At 67.4% G+C, this 19,086-nt stretch carries 20 protein-coding genes, 1 tRNA gene and 1 pseudogene; 14 read left to right on the top strand and 8 right to left on the bottom strand.

Translation table 11 applies throughout. The features are described from left to right. Positions 1 to 26: 26 nt before the first annotated feature. From PVW48_RS03105 to PVW48_RS03080, 6 genes are all read right to left on the bottom strand, one after another. Positions 27 to 2,249, bottom strand: a complete 2,223-nt coding sequence (locus tag PVW48_RS03105; RefSeq protein ID WP_274580237.1) for a TonB-dependent receptor family protein — start codon at positions 2,247 to 2,249, stop codon at positions 27 to 29. Positions 2,250 to 2,305: 56 nt separating this feature from the next. Further along, positions 2,306 to 3,583 (bottom strand): NnrS family protein, encoded by a 1,278-nt coding sequence (locus PVW48_RS03100; protein WP_274580236.1) that lies wholly within the window; start codon positions 3,581 to 3,583, stop codon positions 2,306 to 2,308. Beyond that, entirely contained in the window at positions 3,580 to 4,329 is a 750-nt protein-coding gene (locus tag PVW48_RS03095; protein WP_274580235.1) for an ABC transporter ATP-binding protein, read from the bottom strand. The genes PVW48_RS03100 and PVW48_RS03095 overlap by 4 nt, the downstream gene beginning before the upstream one ends. After that, positions 4,326 to 5,153: an ABC transporter permease gene (locus PVW48_RS03090; RefSeq protein ID WP_274580234.1), complete on the bottom strand. Its 828-nt coding sequence runs from the start codon at positions 5,151 to 5,153 to the stop codon at positions 4,326 to 4,328. The genes PVW48_RS03095 and PVW48_RS03090 overlap by 4 nt, the downstream gene beginning before the upstream one ends. 57 nt (positions 5,154 to 5,210) lie before the next feature. Next, positions 5,211 to 6,194: an ABC transporter substrate-binding protein gene (locus tag PVW48_RS03085; RefSeq protein ID WP_274580233.1), complete on the bottom strand. Its 984-nt coding sequence runs from the start codon at positions 6,192 to 6,194 to the stop codon at positions 5,211 to 5,213. A 94-nt stretch (positions 6,195 to 6,288) separates the two neighbouring features. Then, positions 6,289 to 6,786, bottom strand: a complete 498-nt coding sequence (locus tag PVW48_RS03080; protein WP_012178126.1) for a YbaN family protein — start codon at positions 6,784 to 6,786, stop codon at positions 6,289 to 6,291. A 218-nt stretch (positions 6,787 to 7,004) separates the two neighbouring features. Between PVW48_RS03080 and PVW48_RS03075 the strand changes: the two are divergent. The 3 genes and pseudogenes from PVW48_RS03075 to PVW48_RS03065 all read left to right on the top strand — a co-directional run. Next, positions 7,005 to 7,810 (top strand): annotated as a pseudogene (locus PVW48_RS03075) (IS3 family transposase); the annotation flags it as partial. 96 nt (positions 7,811 to 7,906) lie between these two features. Next, positions 7,907 to 8,236 (top strand): DEAD/DEAH box helicase family protein, encoded by a 330-nt coding sequence (locus PVW48_RS03070; protein ID WP_274580232.1) that lies wholly within the window; start codon positions 7,907 to 7,909, stop codon positions 8,234 to 8,236. Continuing rightward, positions 8,145 to 9,272, top strand: a complete 1,128-nt coding sequence (locus PVW48_RS03065) for a DEAD/DEAH box helicase family protein (RefSeq protein ID WP_274580231.1) — start codon at positions 8,145 to 8,147, stop codon at positions 9,270 to 9,272. The genes PVW48_RS03070 and PVW48_RS03065 overlap by 92 nt, the downstream gene beginning before the upstream one ends. A gap of 413 nt (positions 9,273 to 9,685) precedes the next feature. On the opposite strand, the gene PVW48_RS03060 is transcribed toward PVW48_RS03065, so the two are convergent. Further along, a tRNA-Ser gene (locus PVW48_RS03060) sits at positions 9,686 to 9,775 on the bottom strand. A 154-nt stretch (positions 9,776 to 9,929) separates the two neighbouring features. On the opposite strand from PVW48_RS03060, the gene PVW48_RS03055 reads away from it, so the two are divergent. The 11 genes from PVW48_RS03055 to PVW48_RS03005 all read left to right on the top strand — a co-directional run bounded on the left by PVW48_RS03055 (position 9,930) and on the right by PVW48_RS03005 (position 18,430). Beyond that, positions 9,930 to 10,751 (top strand): DUF2059 domain-containing protein, encoded by an 822-nt coding sequence (locus PVW48_RS03055; protein WP_274580230.1) that lies wholly within the window; start codon positions 9,930 to 9,932, stop codon positions 10,749 to 10,751. Positions 10,752 to 10,956: 205 nt separating this feature from the next. Beyond that, positions 10,957 to 11,607: a 50S ribosomal protein L21 gene (locus PVW48_RS03050; protein ID WP_274580229.1), complete on the top strand. Its 651-nt coding sequence runs from the start codon at positions 10,957 to 10,959 to the stop codon at positions 11,605 to 11,607. Between the two features lie 15 nt (positions 11,608 to 11,622). Next, on the top strand, positions 11,623 to 11,892 hold the full coding sequence (rpmA, locus tag PVW48_RS03045) for a 50S ribosomal protein L27 (RefSeq protein WP_012178133.1): 270 nt from the start codon (positions 11,623 to 11,625) through the stop codon (positions 11,890 to 11,892). Between the two features lie 126 nt (positions 11,893 to 12,018). Next, positions 12,019 to 12,627, top strand: coding sequence for a LysE family translocator (locus tag PVW48_RS03040; protein ID WP_044027679.1), 609 nt, complete (start codon positions 12,019 to 12,021; stop codon positions 12,625 to 12,627). Next, on the top strand, positions 12,624 to 13,163 hold the full coding sequence (locus PVW48_RS03035) for a GNAT family N-acetyltransferase (protein WP_274580228.1): 540 nt from the start codon (positions 12,624 to 12,626) through the stop codon (positions 13,161 to 13,163). The genes PVW48_RS03040 and PVW48_RS03035 overlap by 4 nt, the downstream gene beginning before the upstream one ends. Positions 13,164 to 13,167: 4 nt before the next feature. After that, entirely contained in the window at positions 13,168 to 13,677 is a 510-nt protein-coding gene (locus PVW48_RS03030; RefSeq protein WP_274580227.1) for a GNAT family N-acetyltransferase, read from the top strand. Further along, complete coding sequence (locus PVW48_RS03025) at positions 13,674 to 14,201, top strand: GNAT family N-acetyltransferase (protein WP_274580226.1); 528 nt, start codon at positions 13,674 to 13,676, stop codon at positions 14,199 to 14,201. The genes PVW48_RS03030 and PVW48_RS03025 overlap by 4 nt, the downstream gene beginning before the upstream one ends. Then, positions 14,198 to 15,235: a GTPase ObgE gene (obgE, locus tag PVW48_RS03020; protein ID WP_274580225.1), complete on the top strand. Its 1,038-nt coding sequence runs from the start codon at positions 14,198 to 14,200 to the stop codon at positions 15,233 to 15,235. The genes PVW48_RS03025 and obgE overlap by 4 nt, the downstream gene beginning before the upstream one ends. Further along, a complete protein-coding gene (proB, locus tag PVW48_RS03015; protein WP_274580223.1) occupies positions 15,223 to 16,329 on the top strand; it encodes a glutamate 5-kinase in 1,107 nt (368 codons plus the stop codon). The genes obgE and proB overlap by 13 nt, the downstream gene beginning before the upstream one ends. Positions 16,330 to 16,426: 97 nt before the next feature. Next, positions 16,427 to 17,062 (top strand): VPLPA-CTERM sorting domain-containing protein, encoded by a 636-nt coding sequence (locus tag PVW48_RS03010; RefSeq protein WP_274580222.1) that lies wholly within the window; start codon positions 16,427 to 16,429, stop codon positions 17,060 to 17,062. Positions 17,063 to 17,164: 102 nt separating this feature from the next. Then, positions 17,165 to 18,430, top strand: coding sequence for a glutamate-5-semialdehyde dehydrogenase (locus PVW48_RS03005; RefSeq protein WP_274580221.1), 1,266 nt, complete (start codon positions 17,165 to 17,167; stop codon positions 18,428 to 18,430). Positions 18,431 to 18,444: 14 nt separating this feature from the next. Here PVW48_RS03005 and PVW48_RS03000 read toward each other — a convergent pair whose 3' ends face one another. Then, positions 18,445 to 19,059 (bottom strand): histidine phosphotransferase family protein, encoded by a 615-nt coding sequence (locus PVW48_RS03000; RefSeq protein WP_274580220.1) that lies wholly within the window; start codon positions 19,057 to 19,059, stop codon positions 18,445 to 18,447. Positions 19,060 to 19,086: the final 27 nt, after the last annotated feature.

Genomic DNA, 19,086 nt, shown 5'->3' with positions numbered 1-19,086 from the left:
AGAAAAGGCGCCCGCCAGCTTCCCGCTCAGAATGTTGAACGCAGACCGATATAGAAGGATCGGCCGTCCCCGGGAATGAAGGCGGCCTGATCGTTGCGCGCCTGGTCGACGATCAGTGTTGAGGCCGCATAGCGTTCGTCGGTCGCGTTGCGGATCTCGAAGAACGCTGTGGTGGTTTCGGTCACGGCATAGCGCATATTGAGGTCCAGCGTCGCGAACGGATCCGCGTGGAGCGTATTGAGATTGTCCACCGGGGTCTTGACCGGCCGCCAGTAAAGCCGTCCCCCGAGGTTGAGCCGGTCGGTTGCGGCCCAATCAAGCGCGAGGTCGATCACATGGGGCGTGGCGCCCGCGAGGCGGTTATTGCCCCGCACGGGATCGTCGTCGAAGCGGAAGTCTTGATAGGTGTAGGCGAGCCGGGCAGCGACATCGCCGAACACGGCGGAGACCCCGAGCTCGACCCCTTTGTGGGTGGTCTCTCCGGCATTGACGGCGCCGAGCGAGGCCCCGGTGATGTCGCGGAGCGAGAGCAGCTCGTTTTCGATCGCGGCGTGATAGACCACCGCATCGACATCGAACGCGCCGACCTGGCCGCGCCAGCCGATCTCGACGGTGGTCGCGGTCTGCGCCTCCAGGTCCGGAGTGGCGAAGGCGGAGGCGGGAAAGGCCGGGTTCGGTGGTTGCGGGCGGCCCGCACTGCTGTTCGGGGTGCCATTGATGGTCGCGAGCAGGTCGTTATGGGTCGGCGGCTCGAAGGACCGGCTGATCGCGCCGAACACGAGGTTGCGGTCGTTCACCTGGTAGCTGAGGGCGAGCGAGGGGCTCCAGCCCTCGTAGGTGCGGGAATAGCTCGTGTCCTCGAAAGGGACGACGCCCGGGGGCAGGGCCATATCGGGCATCGCCGGGTTGAAGGCCAGCGTGGGCCGTGTGGCGGCGCCGAACCGGTCGTCATTGTCCCGTGTCGCATGGGACCACGCGATGCCCGGGGACAGAACCAGCCGGTCCGAAAGGGGGATATTGGCGATGGCCGAGACCGTCAGGGTGTCCGCGGTCAGCCGGTTGCGCCCGAACCGCGCGCCGCGTGTGCCCGCGTCGTTGAGGAAATAGTCGCGGTCCGCCGTGCCGGTGATGTAGGAGGCGGTGGCCTCGAAGAGCGGCAGTGCCGCGTCAGGGTCCGGGCGATAGGCATAGCGTGCCACGAAGGTGAAATCGTCCCCGTCCGTTTCGCGGACCCCCGAGGACACCGGGAAGCGGAAGCTGTCTTCGGTGCGGGCATAGCCGAAGGCGAGGTCTGCGACGCTCGCGCCGAATTCGCCGGTGATCCGGGCCCCGATGCGCGCCTGGGTCGCTTCGCGCCCCGGGTCGTCCCGCGGCACGTTCGGCCCCGGGTTGGCGACGCTCGGCGGCGCTCCCGGCGTGAAGACCGGCCCGGCATGGACGGAGGCGGGATCCCGGTCCAGTGCCGCGGCGGTGATGGGCCCGGGCACGCCGAAGGAGAGGTCGGTGACGCCCGCGAAGACCCGGGCGGAAATCTGGTCGGTCAGCTCGATCCCGAGGTTTGCGTTGAAGGCCTGCCGTTCGGAGTCGTTGTTTTCGTCCCGAAAGCCGTCGCGGGTCAGGGCTTCGAAGCGCAGATGGGCATCGTACCCGTCGCGCTGCCATCCGGCGATCGCCTCGCCTTCGAGATAACCGAAGCTGCCCCCGGTTAGGCCAAAGCTCAGGCCCGGGGCGGAGGAGCCGGTGGGCGAGACGAAGTTCAGCGCCCCGCCCAGCACCGTCGCCCCGAGCCGGTTCGCGGTGTAGCCGCGATAGACCTCGACGAACTCGGCGGCCCTTGGATTGGACAGGCCGACGATATAGGAGCCATCTGCCTGGTTGAGCGGCAGGCCGTCCTGCAGGAACAGCACACCGCGTTCGACCGGGTTCTGTTGCAGGCCCGATCCGCGGATCTGTACCCGGGGTTGATCGAACCCGCCGAAGAAGTCCTGCACCACCACACCCGGCGCCCCGTCCAGCACATCGGACAGGGTCACGGTCGCGCTGTCGCGATAACTGTCGCCGCGCAGCAAATCGGTCCCGCCCGGGGTGGCGCGCTGGCGGTCCTCAGCGGTGGCCAGGGCGCCGCTGGTGCCGTCGATGACGATCGGTTCCAGTTCGATGGTGGTGCCCGGCGTGGCCGATTGGCCGAGGGCGAGAGTAGGCATCAGGGCGGCGACCGCAGTGGCGGTCAGGGGTCTTGTGAACGGCATTATCCGGTCTTTCGGTTGGTGTGACGGCTGCCGTTCCGGTGGCGCGATGAGAAAGGTTATTCGGCAGCGGCGGGGTAGGGCGCCGCGGCGGTCGGTGGGGGGGCGGCCTCGGCGCTGCCGGGCCGAGCGACCGGGGGTGTGATGCGCGACAGGGCGGGCCAATAGGCCGCAAGCCAGAGCAGGAAGCCGCCCCCCCAGGCGGTGGCGGCGAGTGCCATCGTGGGCAGGGGCAGGTTGATGCCGAAATCCGGGGCAACGCGGAGCAGGACCGCCGCCACGAGCGCGCAGGCGCCGAGCCGCGCGGGGCGCGAAAGGCCCAGCGGCTGGCCCGTATGCAGGCATCCCGCGATGCAGTAGACCGCGTAGACGCCCAGCCCGAGCCCCCCCATGAAGGCGATGTGCAGGCCCGTAACGTCCGGCCAGGGCGCCCCGAGGCGCGCCGCCCCGGCAAGCATCAGGCCGAGCCCCGCAAGGGCGCTCGACCCCGCGAGCATGAGGATCTCGGTCCGGGCGGCCTCGCGCCCGATGAAGGCCTCGCCGACCCGGTCCATGAAGGCCGCACCGGCCGCGATCAGCAGCCAGGCGGAGACGGCGGCGCTGACCCCCAGCGCCTCCCCCGCCATCGCCAGAAGGACCAGGCCGGGCGCGAGGTGCAGCCGCCCGGGATGGGGCCGGAAGGGGGAGGTCCGCTCGGTCGGGTCGAGCACCAGGTTGGTGATCGGCGCGGTGATCCGCGACAGGGCCAGCCCCAGGAGGCCGAGGAAGGCGAAACCGGCGAGGTGGAGGCCCAGGGTCGCGCGGGCCAGATCTCCGGTGGCGAAGCCCAGCCGCGCGGTGGCGGTGGTGGCGGCCAGGAGCGCCAGCCAGAAGATGAAGGCAACCAGCCGGTCGGTGCGGCGGCGGAGAGACAGGGCGACCAGCCAGGCGATCAGCGCGAGCATCCAGCCCAGATCGGCGAGCGCGCCGAGCAGGCCCGCGGCCTCCCACCCCGGCAGGCCGACCAGCCGGCCAAGGCCCCAGAGCCCCGCCAGCGCCCAGAGCGGACGGCCCCGGGGTGGCGCGGTATCGGTCCATTCCGGCGCGGCGGTGGTGACGAACCCGATCAGCGCGGCGCCGAAGGCCCCGATCAGCATTTCATGGGCGTGCCAGAGCCCGGGCGGCACTTCCTGCGCCAGGGGCAGCGACAGCCCCCAAGCGACGACCCAGAGCAGCGGGAAGAGCGCGGCATAAAGTGCCCCAAGCGCGAAGAACAGCCGGAACCCCTCGTCGCCGAGCGTGGCGCGCCAGCCTCGGGGCAGGGGCCGGTCGTGGCCGGTGGCGGGGCCGCAGCTCATGCGATCTGCCTTTCGTCGACGTCGTGGATGTGGCGGAAGATCGGGTCGCGCCGGGTGGCGGTGCGAACCCAGTCGAAGACCGCGCTGTCGCTGCGGTCGCGCGGGTCTCCGGCCAGGGGCCGGTCGCCGAGAATGCCGCGCCCATGGGTGTCGAGCACGGCGATGCGATGGGCGATCCTTGCGGCCTCGGACAGGTCATGGGTGATGAACAGCCCCGACAGGTGGCCCCCGGCGCAGGTCTCGATCACCAGGTCCTGCATGCGGCGTCTGAGGGCCACGTCGAGGGCGGTGAAGGGCTCGTCGAAGAAGATGAAATCGGGTTCCACCGCGAGGGCCCGGGCGATGGCCACGCGCTGGCGCATGCCGCCGGAAAGCTCCACCGGGTACTTGCCGAGATCCTCGGGCAGGAGTGCCACCTGGGCCGCGGCCCGGGCGATGCGCGCACGCCGCGCGGCGCGCGGCAGTCCCGCGAGGCGCAGCACGTAGTCGATATTGCCCGCCGCCGTGGCCCAGGGCATCAGCGCGGAGCCCTGGAAGATCATCGCGTGGCGGGTGTAGCCGTGGGAGACGCGGCCCGCCCGGGCCTCCGTCAGCCGGGCCGCGATATGGGCAAGGGTGGATTTTCCGCAGCCCGAGGGGCCGACCAGGGCGACGATCTCGCCCCGGGCGACGTGCAGGTCGATCCCGTCGAGCACAGTGCGGCCGAGATAGGCGTGCCCGATGCCGGAGAGGGTCAGGGCGCTCATCGCTTCACCCCCCAGGGGCGGGCCGCATGGCGCCAGCGGTCGATCTCGGCCTTCACGGGCTGCACGAGCGTGTACTCCACCGCGATCAGCAACGCGACGGCGATCAGCACCCAGGCGAGCGCCAGTTCGATGTCGAGGTTGATGCGCGCGTCCGCGAGCGCCCCGCCGATGCCGCCCGCGTTGGCCAGAAGCTCTGCCATCACGGCCACCTTGAAGGCGGTGCCCAGGGCCAGGGCGAGGGCGGGAAAGAGCGTGGTTGTCGTTTGCCGCAGCCCCATGGTCAGGAAGCGCCGCAGCGGGCCGGCCCCGAAGGCCTCGGCCAGGCGGTCGAGCCGCCGGTCCCGGGTGGTGATGCCGCGCGCAGCCCCCATGAAGACCACCGGCAGGGCCGAGATCAGGATCACCGTGCGCACGGTGGCGTCGGAGCCGCCGAACCAGATCATCGCCAGCACGATCCACGCGATGGGCGGCACGCCGAGCAGGACCGTGACCAGCGGCGTGACCAGGCGCAGGATCGCCGGGAAGAATCCCGCCGCTACGCCGAGCGCGGTCCCGGCCGCGGCCACGAGGAAGAACCCGCTGAGGGCGCGTTGCAGGGTCAGCGCGGCGATCTCCCAGGCCGCCGGGTCGACCGCGAGGGCGCCGACCGTGCTCATCGTGTCGAGCGGCGCGGAGAGGATGAACGGCCCGTAGGCCTCGTGCCCGGCCTGCCAGGCGGCGAAGAGAAGCGCCAGCGCCGCCAGCCCGGCCCAGCCCGACCACAGGAAGGCACCGATGCGTCCGAGGCGGGCGGCGAGCGATATCAGGAAGGGCTGGATCATCATGGTGCCGATCTTTCGGGCGGAAGGGCAGGGCGGCACGGGGCCGCCCTGCGGTGCGGGTCAGAGGTAGAAGTCGGCGTCGGGCAGGGCGCCACCGATCCGGGCGAGGTCCGTCCCGCCCATGGCCGTCAGCATCCGTTCGATATCCGCCCGCGCCTCGGTGGCGGGACGGGCGACGAGATTCGCATGGGGGATCGAGGCCGCCAGAAGCGGCGCGGGCAGGCCGAGGGCCTTCGTCGCATGGGCCGCGGCCGCCTGCGGCTTGGCCAGGACATCGGCGGTCGCCTGCTCCAGCGCGGTCAGAAGCGCAGGCACCGTCTCGCCATGCTCCGCGAGGAAGGTTCCGGTCAGAGCCAGTCCCGCCTGCGGCAGGACGGGGGCGGCCCCGGTCATCTCGCCCCAAGCGTTTTGCAGGTTGATCGCGCGCCGGATCTGCTTGCCCGCCTCGCGCCCCCGCAGCACCGCCGCCGTGGTCGAGGGCTCGGCGGTCAGGGCGGCGTCGACGCGCCCGGCCAGCATCAGCTGCATCGCCTCGGTCGGGGTACCGGCATAGGTGATCTGCAGATCGTCCGGGCCCAGACCGTAATGGGCGAGAAGCTGGCCGAAAATGATCTCGGGCGTGTCGCCGCGGAAGGGCACGGCGATGTGACGGCCCGCAAGATCGGGGATCGCCGCGATCCCGGGATCTTCGGCGAGGACATAGAGCAGACCGTTGGTCATGGCATTGGCCAGCCGGATCGGGAAGCCGCGGTTGTAGAGGTTCGCCGCCGCCTGGATCGGCACCACCGAGGCGAGGATCTCGCCCGAGGCCAGCCCGGCGCGCAACTCGTCGGGGCTGCGCCAGGCGTTGAAGCGCGTTTCCTCGGCGATGTCGGTCAGCAGTCCGGCGGTGACCGCATGGGCGAGCGTGATCGACGGACCGGCGGGCGGCCCGTAGAGCGCTAGACGCGGGATCGGGGCGGCGACCGTGCGGCGGGGCAGGGCAAGGGCGCCAGTGGCGGCGCCGAGAAGGGCGAGGGTGGATCGGCGGGTAAGGGAGGTCATGTCAAGGGGCTCCTGAAGGGCGGCATGGATGATCGGGGCACGCCGGATGTGGGCGCTGCCGGATCGGGGGGGTCTGATTGGTGAGGCGCCGGGATCAGCGGCGGGAGGCGGGAACGGACCATGCAGAGACTCCAGATGGGCTGGCGCCGGAGGGGCGCGGGGATCTGGCTGGGGCCGTGTCGGCGCCTGGCTCTGAGAGGGTGGGGCGGCCGCTCGGGCGGCTGAGGATATAGGCGCTTGCGCCCAGCAGACAGGTCATCTGGACGGCGAGCACCGGCCCGGACACGCCCGCCACGAGGCTGAGGACCAGTGCGGCCCCCATCATCAGGTGCGCCACGACCCTGACGCGCGGGGCGATGGCCCGATGGGCGCGCCATTCGGCGATCATCGGGCCGAAAATCCCGTGCTGTTCCAGTCTTTGCGCAAGGCGGGGCGCGCCCTTGGCAAAGCAGAACGCGCCGAGAATCATGAAGGGTGTGGTTGGCAGGACGGGCAGGACCGCGCCCACCGACCCGGTCGCAAGCGAGACAACCCCGGCAGCGGCCCAGAGGGGCCGGACGGCGCCTGCGAAGGGGGGTGTCAGCTGTGTCATGATTCGGGGCGCCGATCGTAAAAGGTGTGTTCGAGAGGACAGATAACAGGGCACGGTCCAGGCAAGCCTTGATGTTGATCAATTTTGTCAGGTTTTAGATCGCCGCCCGCGCCATTGGCTGCGCAGCGCGCGCCGGCTGGTGTCTCGGGACTGCGACACCCGGTGGCCGGCCGGGGGCGCCGGGCGCTCCGGTCTAGAGGAGCGCTTCGATGCGGGTGTCAACTGCGTTCCCCGGTCACGGCAAGCTAACCCCAGAACAGGAAGAGCTCAGGATCCTGCGGCGCGAAGTGTCGAAACTGAAGGCGGAGCGGGACATCCTAAAAAAGGCCGCGGTCCACTTCGCCAAGGACCCGCTGTGATGTTTGGGTTTGTGGCGAAACACCGAGGGGTCTGGCCAGTCAGTTGGATGTGTGACGCGTTCGGTGTGTCACGGATCGGCTTCCATGCCTGGCTGACGCGAGCACGCAGCGACCGGTCGATCCGCGACGAAGAGCTGTCGGCGGCGATCCGTGCCAGCTTTCTGCGATCGGACCGGACCTATGGTGCTCCACGGGTCTGGCACGATCTTCTCGAAGAGGGCTATTCCTGTGGGTTGCATTGCGTCGAGCGATTGATGCGGCAAGCGGCCTTCAGAGCTCGTCCAAAGCGTCGGCAACCACCGAAAGACGAGGGCACGAGGTCGATCATAGCTACCAACGTGCTTGAGCAAGAGTTCGATGCAAACGGCCCTAACCAGAAATGGGTGGCCGACTTCACCTATGTCTGGACGGCTGAGGGCTGGCTCTACGTCGCGGCCGTCATTGATCTCTTCTCGCGCCGTGTCGTCGGTTGGTCCATGAGCGATCAGATGACGTCCCAGATGATCACGGACCCCTTGATCATGGCGATCTGGCGCAGAGGCCGAGCAAAGGAGCTGCTGCACCACTCGGACCAAGGCAGCCAATACACCAGCGAGCCGTTCCAAAGGCTAATGGCTGATCACGGCATCACCTGTTCAATGAGCCGATCGGGAAATGTCTGGGAGTTCAAGCTGGTCCGTGCAGCGGATCAAACGATCCGGGGGATCGTTTGAAGGCGCAGAACGCTGAACGAACAGATTGACGCGGTTGCCAAGTTTGGGATGCTCAAGCCCGACATCTCTAACGACATCACCGGCAACCTTGCGCCCCAGATCGAGTTGCGTCCCTATCAGCGCACGGCGCTGGAACGCTGGCTGTTCTACATCGACAAGTACGACGGACGGCCCAAGGCCCCGCACCTGCTGTTCCACATGGCCACGGGCAGCGGCAAGACGGTCCTGATGGCGGCACTAGATCCTGGACCTGTACCGGCGCGGCTACCGCAACTTCCTGTTCTTCGTGAACTCGGCCCAGATCATCGAGAAGACCAAGGAAAACTTCCTCAACCCCGCATCGGCCAAGCACCTGTTCGCGCCCACGGTGCGCATTGACGACAAGCCGGTGGACATCCGCGCGGTAGATACCTTTGACGCGGTAAGTGATGAAGCGATCAACATCCACTTCACGACTATTCAAGGGCTGCACACTCGAATGCAGAACCCTAAAGAGAACGCTGTCACCATCGAGGACTTCCGCGACTACAAGGTGGTGATGATCTCGGACGAAGCGCACCACCTGAACGCCGAGACCAAGAAGACGCTGACCAAGGGCGAGGCCGAGGACAAGGCCAGTTGGGAAGGCACGGTATCCGAGATTTTCCGCCAGCACCCCGAGAACATGCTGTTGGAGTTTACCGCGACCGTGGACCTGAGCCATGAGGCGATCCGGGCGAAGTATGCCGACAAGATCCTTTACGACTATTCCCTGCGGCAGTTTCGCGAAGATGGCTACTCCAAGGACATCGAGTTGCGGCAGGCCGATTTGCCGCCCGAGGCTAGGATGATGCAGGCGATGGTCCTGAGCCAGTACCGCCGCAAGGTGGCCGAGGCGCATGGGCTGCATTGCAAGCCGGTGATCCTGATGAAGTCCAAGACAATCAAGGAAAGCGCCGACAACGAAGCGGCCTTCACGGCGATGGTCGCGGGGCTGACGGGCGAGGCGCTGGACACGCTCAGGGCGGCCTCTGAGGGCGATGAGACGCTTTCGCGGGCCTTCGCCTTCATCATGGATGAAAGGGGCATGAGCGGCGCGGACTTCGCCCGTGAGCTACAGGGGGATTTTGCGCCCGAGAAGGTTGTGAACGTCAACAACCCCAAGGATCTGGAAAACAGACAGATTGAGTTGAACGCACTAGAGGACCGCGACAACGAGATACGGGTGATCTTCGCGGTCGATAAGCTGAACGAGGGCTGGGACGTGCTGAACCTGTTCGACATCGTGCGGCTGTACGATACGCGCGACGGCAAGGCCAACAAAGTGGGCAAGACCACAATGGCCGAGGCTCAGTTGATCGGACGCGGTGCCCGGTACTTCCCCTTCATGGCTCCGGACCAGCCCGACGCGGCGCGGGAAAAAGCGCAAGTATGACAGCGCGGTGGACATGGGCAGCAAGTTCTTGGCGTGGGGCCTGAAGGGACCGATCTGGCAGGCCGGTATCGTTCAGCGTCTCAACATACGCATCCAGCGAGGCCGCGAAGTAGCTTCGCACAATCTCGCGCATCTCGTCTTGTCTGAGCCTCGCCAATGCCTTGTTATCCCGAACCAATCGCCCGCATGATGCAAGATGGCGGGCCAGATCGCCAGCACGATCTGGGCACTTCGTGCGGAGGGAAATCCGAACGGTTCTGCGACTTTGGCGGTTGAGGGCAGGCAAGGGCCAGTGGTTGTAGTAAATCCCGTGGCGTGATGGAGATAGGTACGTGGACAGTTTCATGGGCGTGGTGGTCCACTTTGTGTCGCACTTGTCTGTCCAACTCTTAAGTCGCTGATCTATATGAAAATGGCGGAGAGACAGGGATTCGAACCCTGGGTGGGCTTGCACCCACAACGGTTTTCGAGACCGCCCCGTTCGACCACTCCGGCACCTCTCCGCGAAGGGTCTGTGGCGGATCGTGTAGCCGCGCCGCGCCGGGGGTGCAAGGGGGAAGCCGCCTCAAGTCTTCACATCCCGGACAAAACCCGCAATCGCCATTGGAAACCGCGCCGCCGTCCCATATTTCTAGTGCAACAACTCTCGGAGGTCCCATGCTGCGTTCCGCTGTCGCGCTCTGCGCCTGTCTTGCCCTTGCGCCCCTGCCTGCGCTCGCTACCCCGCGGATCGACGCGTTGCTCGATGCGGTGGGCATCCAGCGGATGCTGGAGCTGATGCGAGAAGAGGGGCTGGTCTACGGCACGGAGCTGGCCGAGGATTTCCTCGGCGGCAACGGCGGCCGGTCCTGGGATGCGGCGGTTCAGGATGTCTATGATCTCGACAGGATGCGCCTGCGTCTCAAGGAGGGATTCGAGGACAGCATGAACGAGGACCTGCTCGACCCGGTCGAGGCGTTCTACACCTCCGAGACCGGCACCGAGATCGTCTCGCTGGAACTGGCGGCGCGGGAGGCGTTTCTCGACAAGACGCTGGAGGATGCCACCAAGGCGCGGATCCCCGAACTCGAAGCGGAGCACCCCGAGACCTATGCCCAGGTGACCGAATTCATCGAGGTCAACGACCTGGTGGAGCAGAACGTGGTCGGCGCGCTGAACTCGAACTACGCCTTCTACATGGGGCTGATCGATGGCGGTGGCTTTCCCGGGGATCTGAGCGAGACCGCCATCCTCGCCGATGTCTGGGGCCAGGAACCCGAGATCCGCGCCAGCACCACCGAATGGCTCTATGCCTTCCTGCTGACGGCCTACCTGCCGCTGGAGACCGAGGCGATGGAGGACTACCTCGAGATGTCGCGCTCCGAGGCGGGGCAGGCCTTCACCCGAGCGCTCTTTGCCGGGTTCGACGAGATGTTCATCGAAATCTCCCGCAACCTCGGGGCCGCGGCCTCGCGCTTCATGGCCAGCGAAGAGTTGTGAGGCCCAAGCCCCCCGAGGCCCGGACGGGGCTTGACTTGCAAGGGGCTTTTGACAATAAGCCACCGTCCGGACAGGTGATCGCCTGGCGGGATCTAGAAATGTCGCCCGGTATGGGCGCGCTGTTCGCGGCGGGATGCGCAAGGCAGACCACGAACACCGGCAGGGCCGGGGCCACAGGACGCGGGTAAGAATGAAGGAAGATCATATGTTTGCGGTCCTCAAGACCGGTGGCAAGCAGTACAAGGTTTCCAGCGGGGATATTCTGCGCGTGGAAAAACTGGCCGCCGAAGCGGGTGAAACCGTTCAGTTCAACGAGATTCTCATGGTCGACGGCACCGTCGGCGCCCCCCTGGTGGATGGGGCCGGTGTGCAGGCCGAAGTGATCGAGCAGATCAAGGGCAAGAAGGTCATCCATTTCGTCAAGCGTCGGCGGAAGCATGGCTCCAAGCGCACCAAGGGCCATCGCCAGCAACTGACGCTGCTGCGCGTTACCGACATCCTGGCCTCCGGCGCAGGCGCGACCGGCGTCAAAGCCGCCGTGGGCGCAGGCTCGGTCTCCGGTGCCGCCGTCGAAGCGGTCGCACCCGCGCCGAAGAAAGCCGCGCCCAAGAAGGCCGCCCCGAAAGCCGACGCGCCCAAGGCCGAAGCGCCCGCAGGCGCGGATGACCTCAAGAAGCTGTCGGGCGTGGGCCCGGCGCTCGAGAAGAAACTGCTGGAGGCGGGCGTGACCACCTTCGCACAAATCGCAGCATGGACCGACGAGGACGTGGCTGCTATGGACGAGAAACTGTCGTTCAAGGGCCGGATCGAGCGTGAAGGCTGGATCGCTCAGGCCAAAGAACTGGCAAACGGCTGATAGGAGGCACGACCAATGGCACATAAAAAAGCAGGCGGTTCATCCCGGAACGGGCGCGACTCCGCGGGCCGTCGCCTCGGCGTCAAGAAATTCGGTGGCGAGACCGTCATCCCCGGCAACATCATCCTGCGTCAGCGCGGCACCAAGTGGTGGCCGGGCGACAATGTGGGCATGGGCAAGGACCACACCCTCTTTGCGACCGTGGAAGGCAACGTGTCGTTCAAGAAGGGTTTCAAGGGCCGGACCTTCGTATCCGTGCTCCCGGTCGCCGAGGCCGCCGAGTAAGCCGACCGCACTTCAGGAACACGCGTCCTGACGGACCGGCCCCAAAGGCCGGTCCTTTTCGTTTTGGCCCCGCGGCATATGCAATCGCAGCATTCCGTCCCGCATCGCGCAACCCGGAAGTCCCCCATGAGCGTCGCCATCGGCAGTTTCCTCGTTTTCGCCGCCAGCCAGGTCGGAACCCCCGGCCCGGCGAACATGGCGTTGATGGCCACCGGCGCGCGGTTCGGGCTGCGCCGGGCAGTGCCGTTTCTGGCCGGGGTGATCGCGGGCAAGCAGTTCATCATCTGGCCCATGGGCTTCGGCTTGCTGGCGCTCGGCACGAGGCAGCCATGGATCTTCGAGACCCTGAAATGGGTATCGGCGGCTTATATCTGTTATCTTGCCTGGCGCGTGACCCGGTTGCGTCTCGGCACACCCGAGGCCGAGGGCGCCCCCGCGCCGGGATTTGCCGCCGGGCTGATCGTGCACCCGCTCAACCCCAAGGCCTGGGCGATGATCACAGCGGGCTTCACCAGCTTCACCGCCCCTGGCACGCCTGCGCTGCAGGCCACGCTGACCATCGCGCTTTGCCTTCTGGCCTGCCAGATCGTGCTGCAGCCGATCTGGGCCTGGGGCGGGTCGGCCATGGCGGCCCGGGTCGCGGGCACCGCGGTGGAGCCGATCTTGATGTATGTCCTGGCGGGCCTGACGCTCGCCAGCGTCCTTTATGTGCTGTTCGGAGGAGGACCAGCATGAGTTATGAAACGATCGCACCCGCAGCGGCCATTCCGGCCAAGCGGTTCATCCTGCGGCCCCTGCGGGCGTCGGATGCCGGGCTGATGGCGCTCTATACCAGTGACAAGCGCGTGGCGGAGGCAACGACATCGATTCCCCATCCGCTGCCCCCCGGCACGTCTGAGGCCTTCATCGCCCGCGTGATCGCACCGGGCAGCGACGAGATCGTCTGGGCCATCGACGCGTCGGAGTTCGGCGGGGGGGAGCTGCTGGGCGTGATCTCCCTCAAGCGCATGGACCGCGGCCAGTCCGAGATCAGCTACTGGGTGGCGCCTGCCTGCTGGAACGCCGGCTTCGCGAGCGAGGCGGTGCACGCGCTCGTGGATGCCAACCCCTTGGCGAACAAGACGATCTTCGGCGCGGTTTTCCAGGACAACCCGGTCTCGGCGCGGGTGCTGACCAATGCGGGCTTCGACTATCTCGGCGATGCGGAGGCGTTTTCCGTGGCGCGCAACGCGAAGGTGCCGACCTGGACCTACCTCAAGACCGTGGACTGAGCCGATGGAGACGCCGGGCCACGTTCTGACGACGGCCCGGCTCTGCTTGCGCCCGGTCGTCGATGCCGACGCCACCGCGATCGTCGCGGCAATCCACGATTTCGAGGTGCTGCGCTGGCTTTCCCGCGCGCCCTATCCCTACGGGCTGTCCGATGCCGAGGCCTTCATCGCCAAGAACCGCGGCAACGCGGGCGAGGTCTGGATGATCCATGACGCGGGCGGTCTTGTCGGCTGCATCGGGCGGCGTCGGGAATTCGGCTACTGGCTGCGGCGCGCCGCCTGGGGGCAGGGCTATGCCACCGAGGCCTCCCGCGCCGTGCTTGCCCATCACTTCGCCACACCCGACGCGCCCGGGTTGCTCTCGGGCTACCACGCGGGCAACACGCGGTCGGCCCGGGTGCTGAGCAAGCTGGGCTTCACGCCCTGCGCGGACCGTCGCATCACGCCGCTCTCCACCGGGCAGGAGGTCGTCATCAAGGGGATGTGGCTGGACCCGGAGGATTACGTGCCATGACCGGCCCGCTGCCCGAGCTGCGCACCGCGCGGTTGCACCTGCGCCCGCTCGCGCTCGGCGACGCCGCCACGCTCGCGCGCATCGCCGGACACCCCAAGGTCGCGCCCAACATCTTCGTGGCCACCATCCCCTGGCCGGAGGTCGAGGCCGCGGCCGTGATCGCGCGCGACACCTGGCGCGGCACCCTGGGCTTCCGGCTGGCGATCTGCCTGCCGGAGGGGCGGATGATCGGCTCCATCGGGGTCAGCCGACAGCCGCATATCTTCTACTTTCTCGACCCCGACAGCTGGGGCCGGGGCTACGCCCGCGAGGCGGTCCGGGCCTTTGCCGACGCGGTGCAGACCCGGTTCGACCTGCCGGTGCTCGGGGCCGAGGTCTTCACCGACAACCCCGCCTCCGGCAAGGTGCTAAAGGCCTGCGGCTTTGCGCGCACGGGGCAGGGCATGGCAACCTCCCGCGCGCGGCTTGAGCCTGCGCCGGTGTTCCTGTACGAGCGACGCCAACCCGAAAAGGCGCTTTCATGAAATTCCTCGATCTGGCCAAAGTCTATATCCGCTCCGGCGGCGGCGGCACCGGGGCGATCAGCTTCCGGCGCGAGAAATACATCGAATACGGTGGCCCCGATGGCGGCGATGGTGGGCGCGGCGGCGATGTCTGGGTCGAGGCGGTCGACGGGCTGAACACCCTGATCGACTTCCGCTACCAGCAGCATTTCTTCGCCAAGTCCGGCCAGCACGGCATGGGCAAGCAGCGCACCGGCAAGGACGGGACCGGCGTGACCCTGCGCGTGCCCGTGGGCACCGAGATCCTCGAAGAGGACGAAGAGACCGTGATCGCCGACATGACCGAGATCGGCCAAAGGGTGCTTCTGGCCAAGGGCGGCAATGGCGGCTTCGGCAACCTGCATTTCAAATCCGCCACCAACCAGGCCCCGCGCCGGGCCAACCCCGGCCAGCCGGGGGTGGAGCGGACGATCTGGCTGCGGCTGAAGCTGATCGCCGATGCGGGGCTTCTGGGCCTGCCCAATGCGGGTAAGTCGACCTTTCTCGCCGCGACCTCCAACGCCCGGCCCAAGATTGCCGATTACCCGTTCACCACCCTGCATCCCAACCTGGGCGTGGTGGGCGTGGACGGGACCGAGTTCGTGATGGCCGACATCCCCGGCCTGATCGAGGGCGCCCATGAGGGGCGCGGCATCGGCGACCGCTTCCTCGGCCATGTGGAACGCTGCGCGGTGCTGTTGCACCTGGTGGACGGCACCGCCGAGGACGTGGTGGCCGACTACCGCACCATCCTCACCGAGTTGCAGGCCTATGGCGGCGCTCTGGCGACCAAGCCGCGGGTCACGGCCCTGAACAAGATCGACGCGCTGGACGAGCAAGAGCGTGCCGAGAAGGCCGCCGCCCTCCAGGCCGCCAGCGGCTTTCCCGTGCTGCAGCTCTCGGGCGTGTCGGGCGAGGGGGTGCAGGATGTCTTGCGCGCCGTGCGCCGACGGATCGACGGCGCGCGCCAAGCCGAGGAGGCCACGGATCGGGAGGATACCTCTTGGCAACCCTGAGTGCCGCGCGCTGCCTCGTGGTCAAGATCGGCTCTGCCCTGCTGGTGGACCAGGCCAGCGGGGCGTTGCGGCAGGACTGGCTGACCGGGCTGGCCCAGGACGTGGCCGAGATCCGCGCGCGCGGGGCGGACGTGATCCTCGTGTCGTCCGGTTCCATCGCGCTCGGGCGCCGGGTGCTGGCCCTCGGCACTGGCGCGCTGCCGCTGGAACAGGCCCAGGCCGCCGCCGCCGTGGGCCAGATCCGGCTCGCCCGCGCCTATGAAGAGGTGCTCGCCCCCCACAAGATCACCACCGCCCAGGTGCTCGTGACGCTGGAGGACAGCACCGACCGCCGCCGCTACCTCAACACCCGCGCCACGCTCGGCACGCTCCTGTCGCTCGGCGTGACCCCCATCGTCAACGAGAACGACACCATCGCCACGGATGAGATCCGCTATGGCGACAACGACCGGCTGGCCGCGCAGGTCGCGGTCATGGCCGGGGCGGACCAGCTGGTGCTGCTGTCGGATGTGGACGGGCTCTATACCGCGAACCCGGCGACCGACCCCACCGCCACGCGCTTCGATCGGGTGGACGAGATCACCCCCGAGATCGAAGCGATGGCGGGCGACGCGGTCTCGGGCCTGTCCAAGGGCGGGATGAAGACCAAGCTGATGGCCGCGCGCACGGCGATGGATGCAGGCTGCGCCATGGCGATCACCGAAGGCGCCCGCCCGCGCCCCCTCAAGGCGCTGATGGACGGCGCGCCCGCCACCTGGTTCGTACCGCGCACCGACCCGCTGGCCGCGCGCAAGCACTGGATCGCGGCGATGAAACCGCGCGGCGAGATCACCGTGGATGCAGGCGCCTGTGCCGCGCTGAAACGGGGCAAGAGCCTGCTGCCCGCGGGCATCACCGAGGTCTCGGGCGCGTTCGGGCGCGGCGATCCTGTCACCATCCTCGCACCGGACGGCACCGCCCTGGGCCGCGGCCTGACCCGCTACACCGCCGTCGAGGCGCGCGCCATTCGCGGCCACCGCAGCGCCGAGATCGAGGCGGTGCTCGGCTACCCGGGCCGCGCGGTGCTGATCCACCGCGACGACATGGTGCTCTGATCTACCCCGGCTTGGGTGTTCGAAAATTGCACATTTATTGAACGAATCGGTGAAATATGCCACTTTATTAGCCTTATACGACAGAAGGCTTTTAACCATGAAACTTGTAATCTATGCGGCCGCAGTCCTTTTTTCCGCGGCCAGCGCCCCCGCCGCCCCCGTCACCTACGACTTCGAAGCGTCATTTTCCTTCCGCTCCAGTGACGTTCCGACAAACTCCGTCGCTGACGCGGCAGAGGACCTTGGAAATCTCTCGGGCAGCTTCACCTTCGACGATGAACTGCTTCGGACAGAGACCGGCGATACTGGTCCCAGTCCGAACTTTACCCGCTCGCTCTATTCGGTGATCGATTTGCGGGTCGATGGCCTCGATCTCTCGGGCGTCGCACTGCCGGACTTGTTTCGGATCGAAGAGAACGACGTCAATGACACCGTGGGACTGGTTTATGAGGTCGACCCGCCTGCGGTGTCCTGGGAACGAGTGAGCCTTTTTCTCATCGACAACACGCGCACGGTTTTCGACTCCATTGATCTGCCGGACACGATCGACCTGGCGGATTTCGACCTCGTTCAACTTTACTTTTTCGGCGAGAACGCGGACGGCGGGTTTGAGCGGACAAATTTCACCATTACATCCCTGTCCAAGGTGGCGCCAATTCCCTTGCCGGCCGGTGGGGCGTTATTGCTGAGCGGCCTGCTCGGGATGGTGCTGATGCGGCGCAGGCGGACCTGAACTGGCCATCGGATCGAAGCCCCGGTTTCGCGCCGGGGCTTTTTCGTTGTCGGCGGGACAGGAGCGGGGTATTTCCTGCACCCAACAAAGGAGGCGCGAACCATGAAAGACTTCGCCGATATCCCCGCCCTGATGGCCGAGATCGGGTCCGCCGCAAAGGCGGCCGCTGCGGAGTTGGCCTTTGCCCCGGCAGACCAGCGCGCGCAGGCGCTGACGGCTGCGGCCGATGCGGTCTGGGCCCGGCGGGACGAGATCATCGCCGCCAATGCGCGCGATCTGGATTATGGTCGCGACAAGGGGCTGAGCCCCGCGATGATGGACCGGCTCGCGCTGGACGAGGCGCGCATCCAGGGCATTGTCGACGGGTTGCGCGCCGTGGCCGCCCAGGACGACCCCGTCGGCGCGGTTCTGTCGGAATGGGACCGGCCCACGGGGCTGCATATCCGCCGGGTGCGCACGCCCCTGGGCGTGATCGGCGTAATCTATGAAAGCCGGCCCAACGTCACGGCGGATGCGGGCGCTCTGTGCCTGAAATCCGGCAACGCGGTCATCCTGCGCGGCGGGTCCGAGAGCTTCCATTCCTCAAGCCTGATCCATGCCTGCCTGAGGGACGGGCTGCGCGCCGCAGACCTGCCCGAGACCGCGATCCAGCTGGTGCCGACCCGCGACCGGGCCGCGGTGGGCGAGATGCTGACCATGACCGACACGATCGACGTGATCATCCCCCGGGGCGGCAAGGGCCTCGTGGGCCGGGTGCAGGCCGAGGCACGCGTGCCGGTCTTCGCCCATCTCGAAGGGATCTGCCACATCTACGTGGATGCGGACGCCGATCCCGGGAAGACCGCCCGCGTGATCCTCAACGCCAAGACCCGGCGCACGGGCATCTGCGGGGCGGCCGAATGCCTCCTGGTGGACCGGGCCTGGTACGACAGGAACGGCGCAACCTTCATCGCGGAGCTCATCGCGGCCGGGGTCGAGGTGCGCGCGGACGATATCTTGCAGGCGATCCCCGGCACCGTCCCGGCCAAGGCCGACGATTTCGGCCGCGAGTTTCTCGACATGATCATCGCCGCCCGGGTGGTCGACGGGGTGGACGGGGCCATCGCCCATATCCGGCGCTACGGCTCCCAGCACACCGACTGCATCCTGACCGAGAACGACGCCACCGCCGAGCGTTTCTTCCAACGGCTCGACAGCGCGATCCTGATGCGCAACGCCTCCACCCAGTTCGCCGATGGGGGCGAGTTCGGCATGGGGGCGGAGATCGGCATCGCCACGGGCAAGATGCACGCCCGCGGACCGGTGGGGGCCGAGCAGTTGACCTCGTTCAAATACCTGGTGGAGGGTGACGGCACGATCCGCGCCTGACCCCGCCGGGCCGCTCAGACACTCAGGGTCAGCGTCGCGTCGGTCCGCGACACCGAGATGGCATTCCCGGCCTCCCGCGCCAGTTCGGCCAGCAGGGGGAATTGCACCTGTGCGGGCCGGACCCCTTCCCAGGGGCCGTTCTGTGTCAGCCCTTCCCACAAGGTCGCGTCATAGGCGAAGCGCTCCGCGCTGCCCTCGAAGACCAGGCCGCGCCGGCCCACATCCACCGCGCGGATGCGCCCGCCATAAGGCATCGCCGTCTCCAGGCATTGCAACGCCAGGAACCCGCGCTTGGCGGTCGACCGCAGCATGTCCTCCGGCTGCCAGTCGACCTGCAACCGGCTGCCCTGGTAGCTGCCATGGAGCGCACCGCGCAATTCCGCGCCCTTGATCATCTGGTTCTGCACCGCGTCGCCATAGGCGATCCGGAAAAACCGGATCCGGGCATTGGCGCTGGTGACGCTGTCTGCGATCAGGGTCATTTCCGGGCTTTCGGACGCCCCGGACATCTGCAAAAGCTCCAGACCATTGCCGATCGCGCCCAATGGGCTAATAAGATCGTGACAGATGCGAGACCCGATCAGCGCGCTCAGATCGCTGCGCGCCTGAGTCCCCCCAGGCTCATCCATAGCAACCTCCGTCGAAAGGACGTGCGG

It is taken from the genome of Dinoroseobacter sp. PD6, from assembly GCF_028807315.1.
In the GTDB taxonomy this organism is placed as follows: domain Bacteria; phylum Pseudomonadota; class Alphaproteobacteria; order Rhodobacterales; family Rhodobacteraceae; genus Dinoroseobacter; species Dinoroseobacter shibae.
Note: the sequence above shows the minus strand (reverse complement) of the source record. Positions and strands in the feature narration are given on the sequence as shown.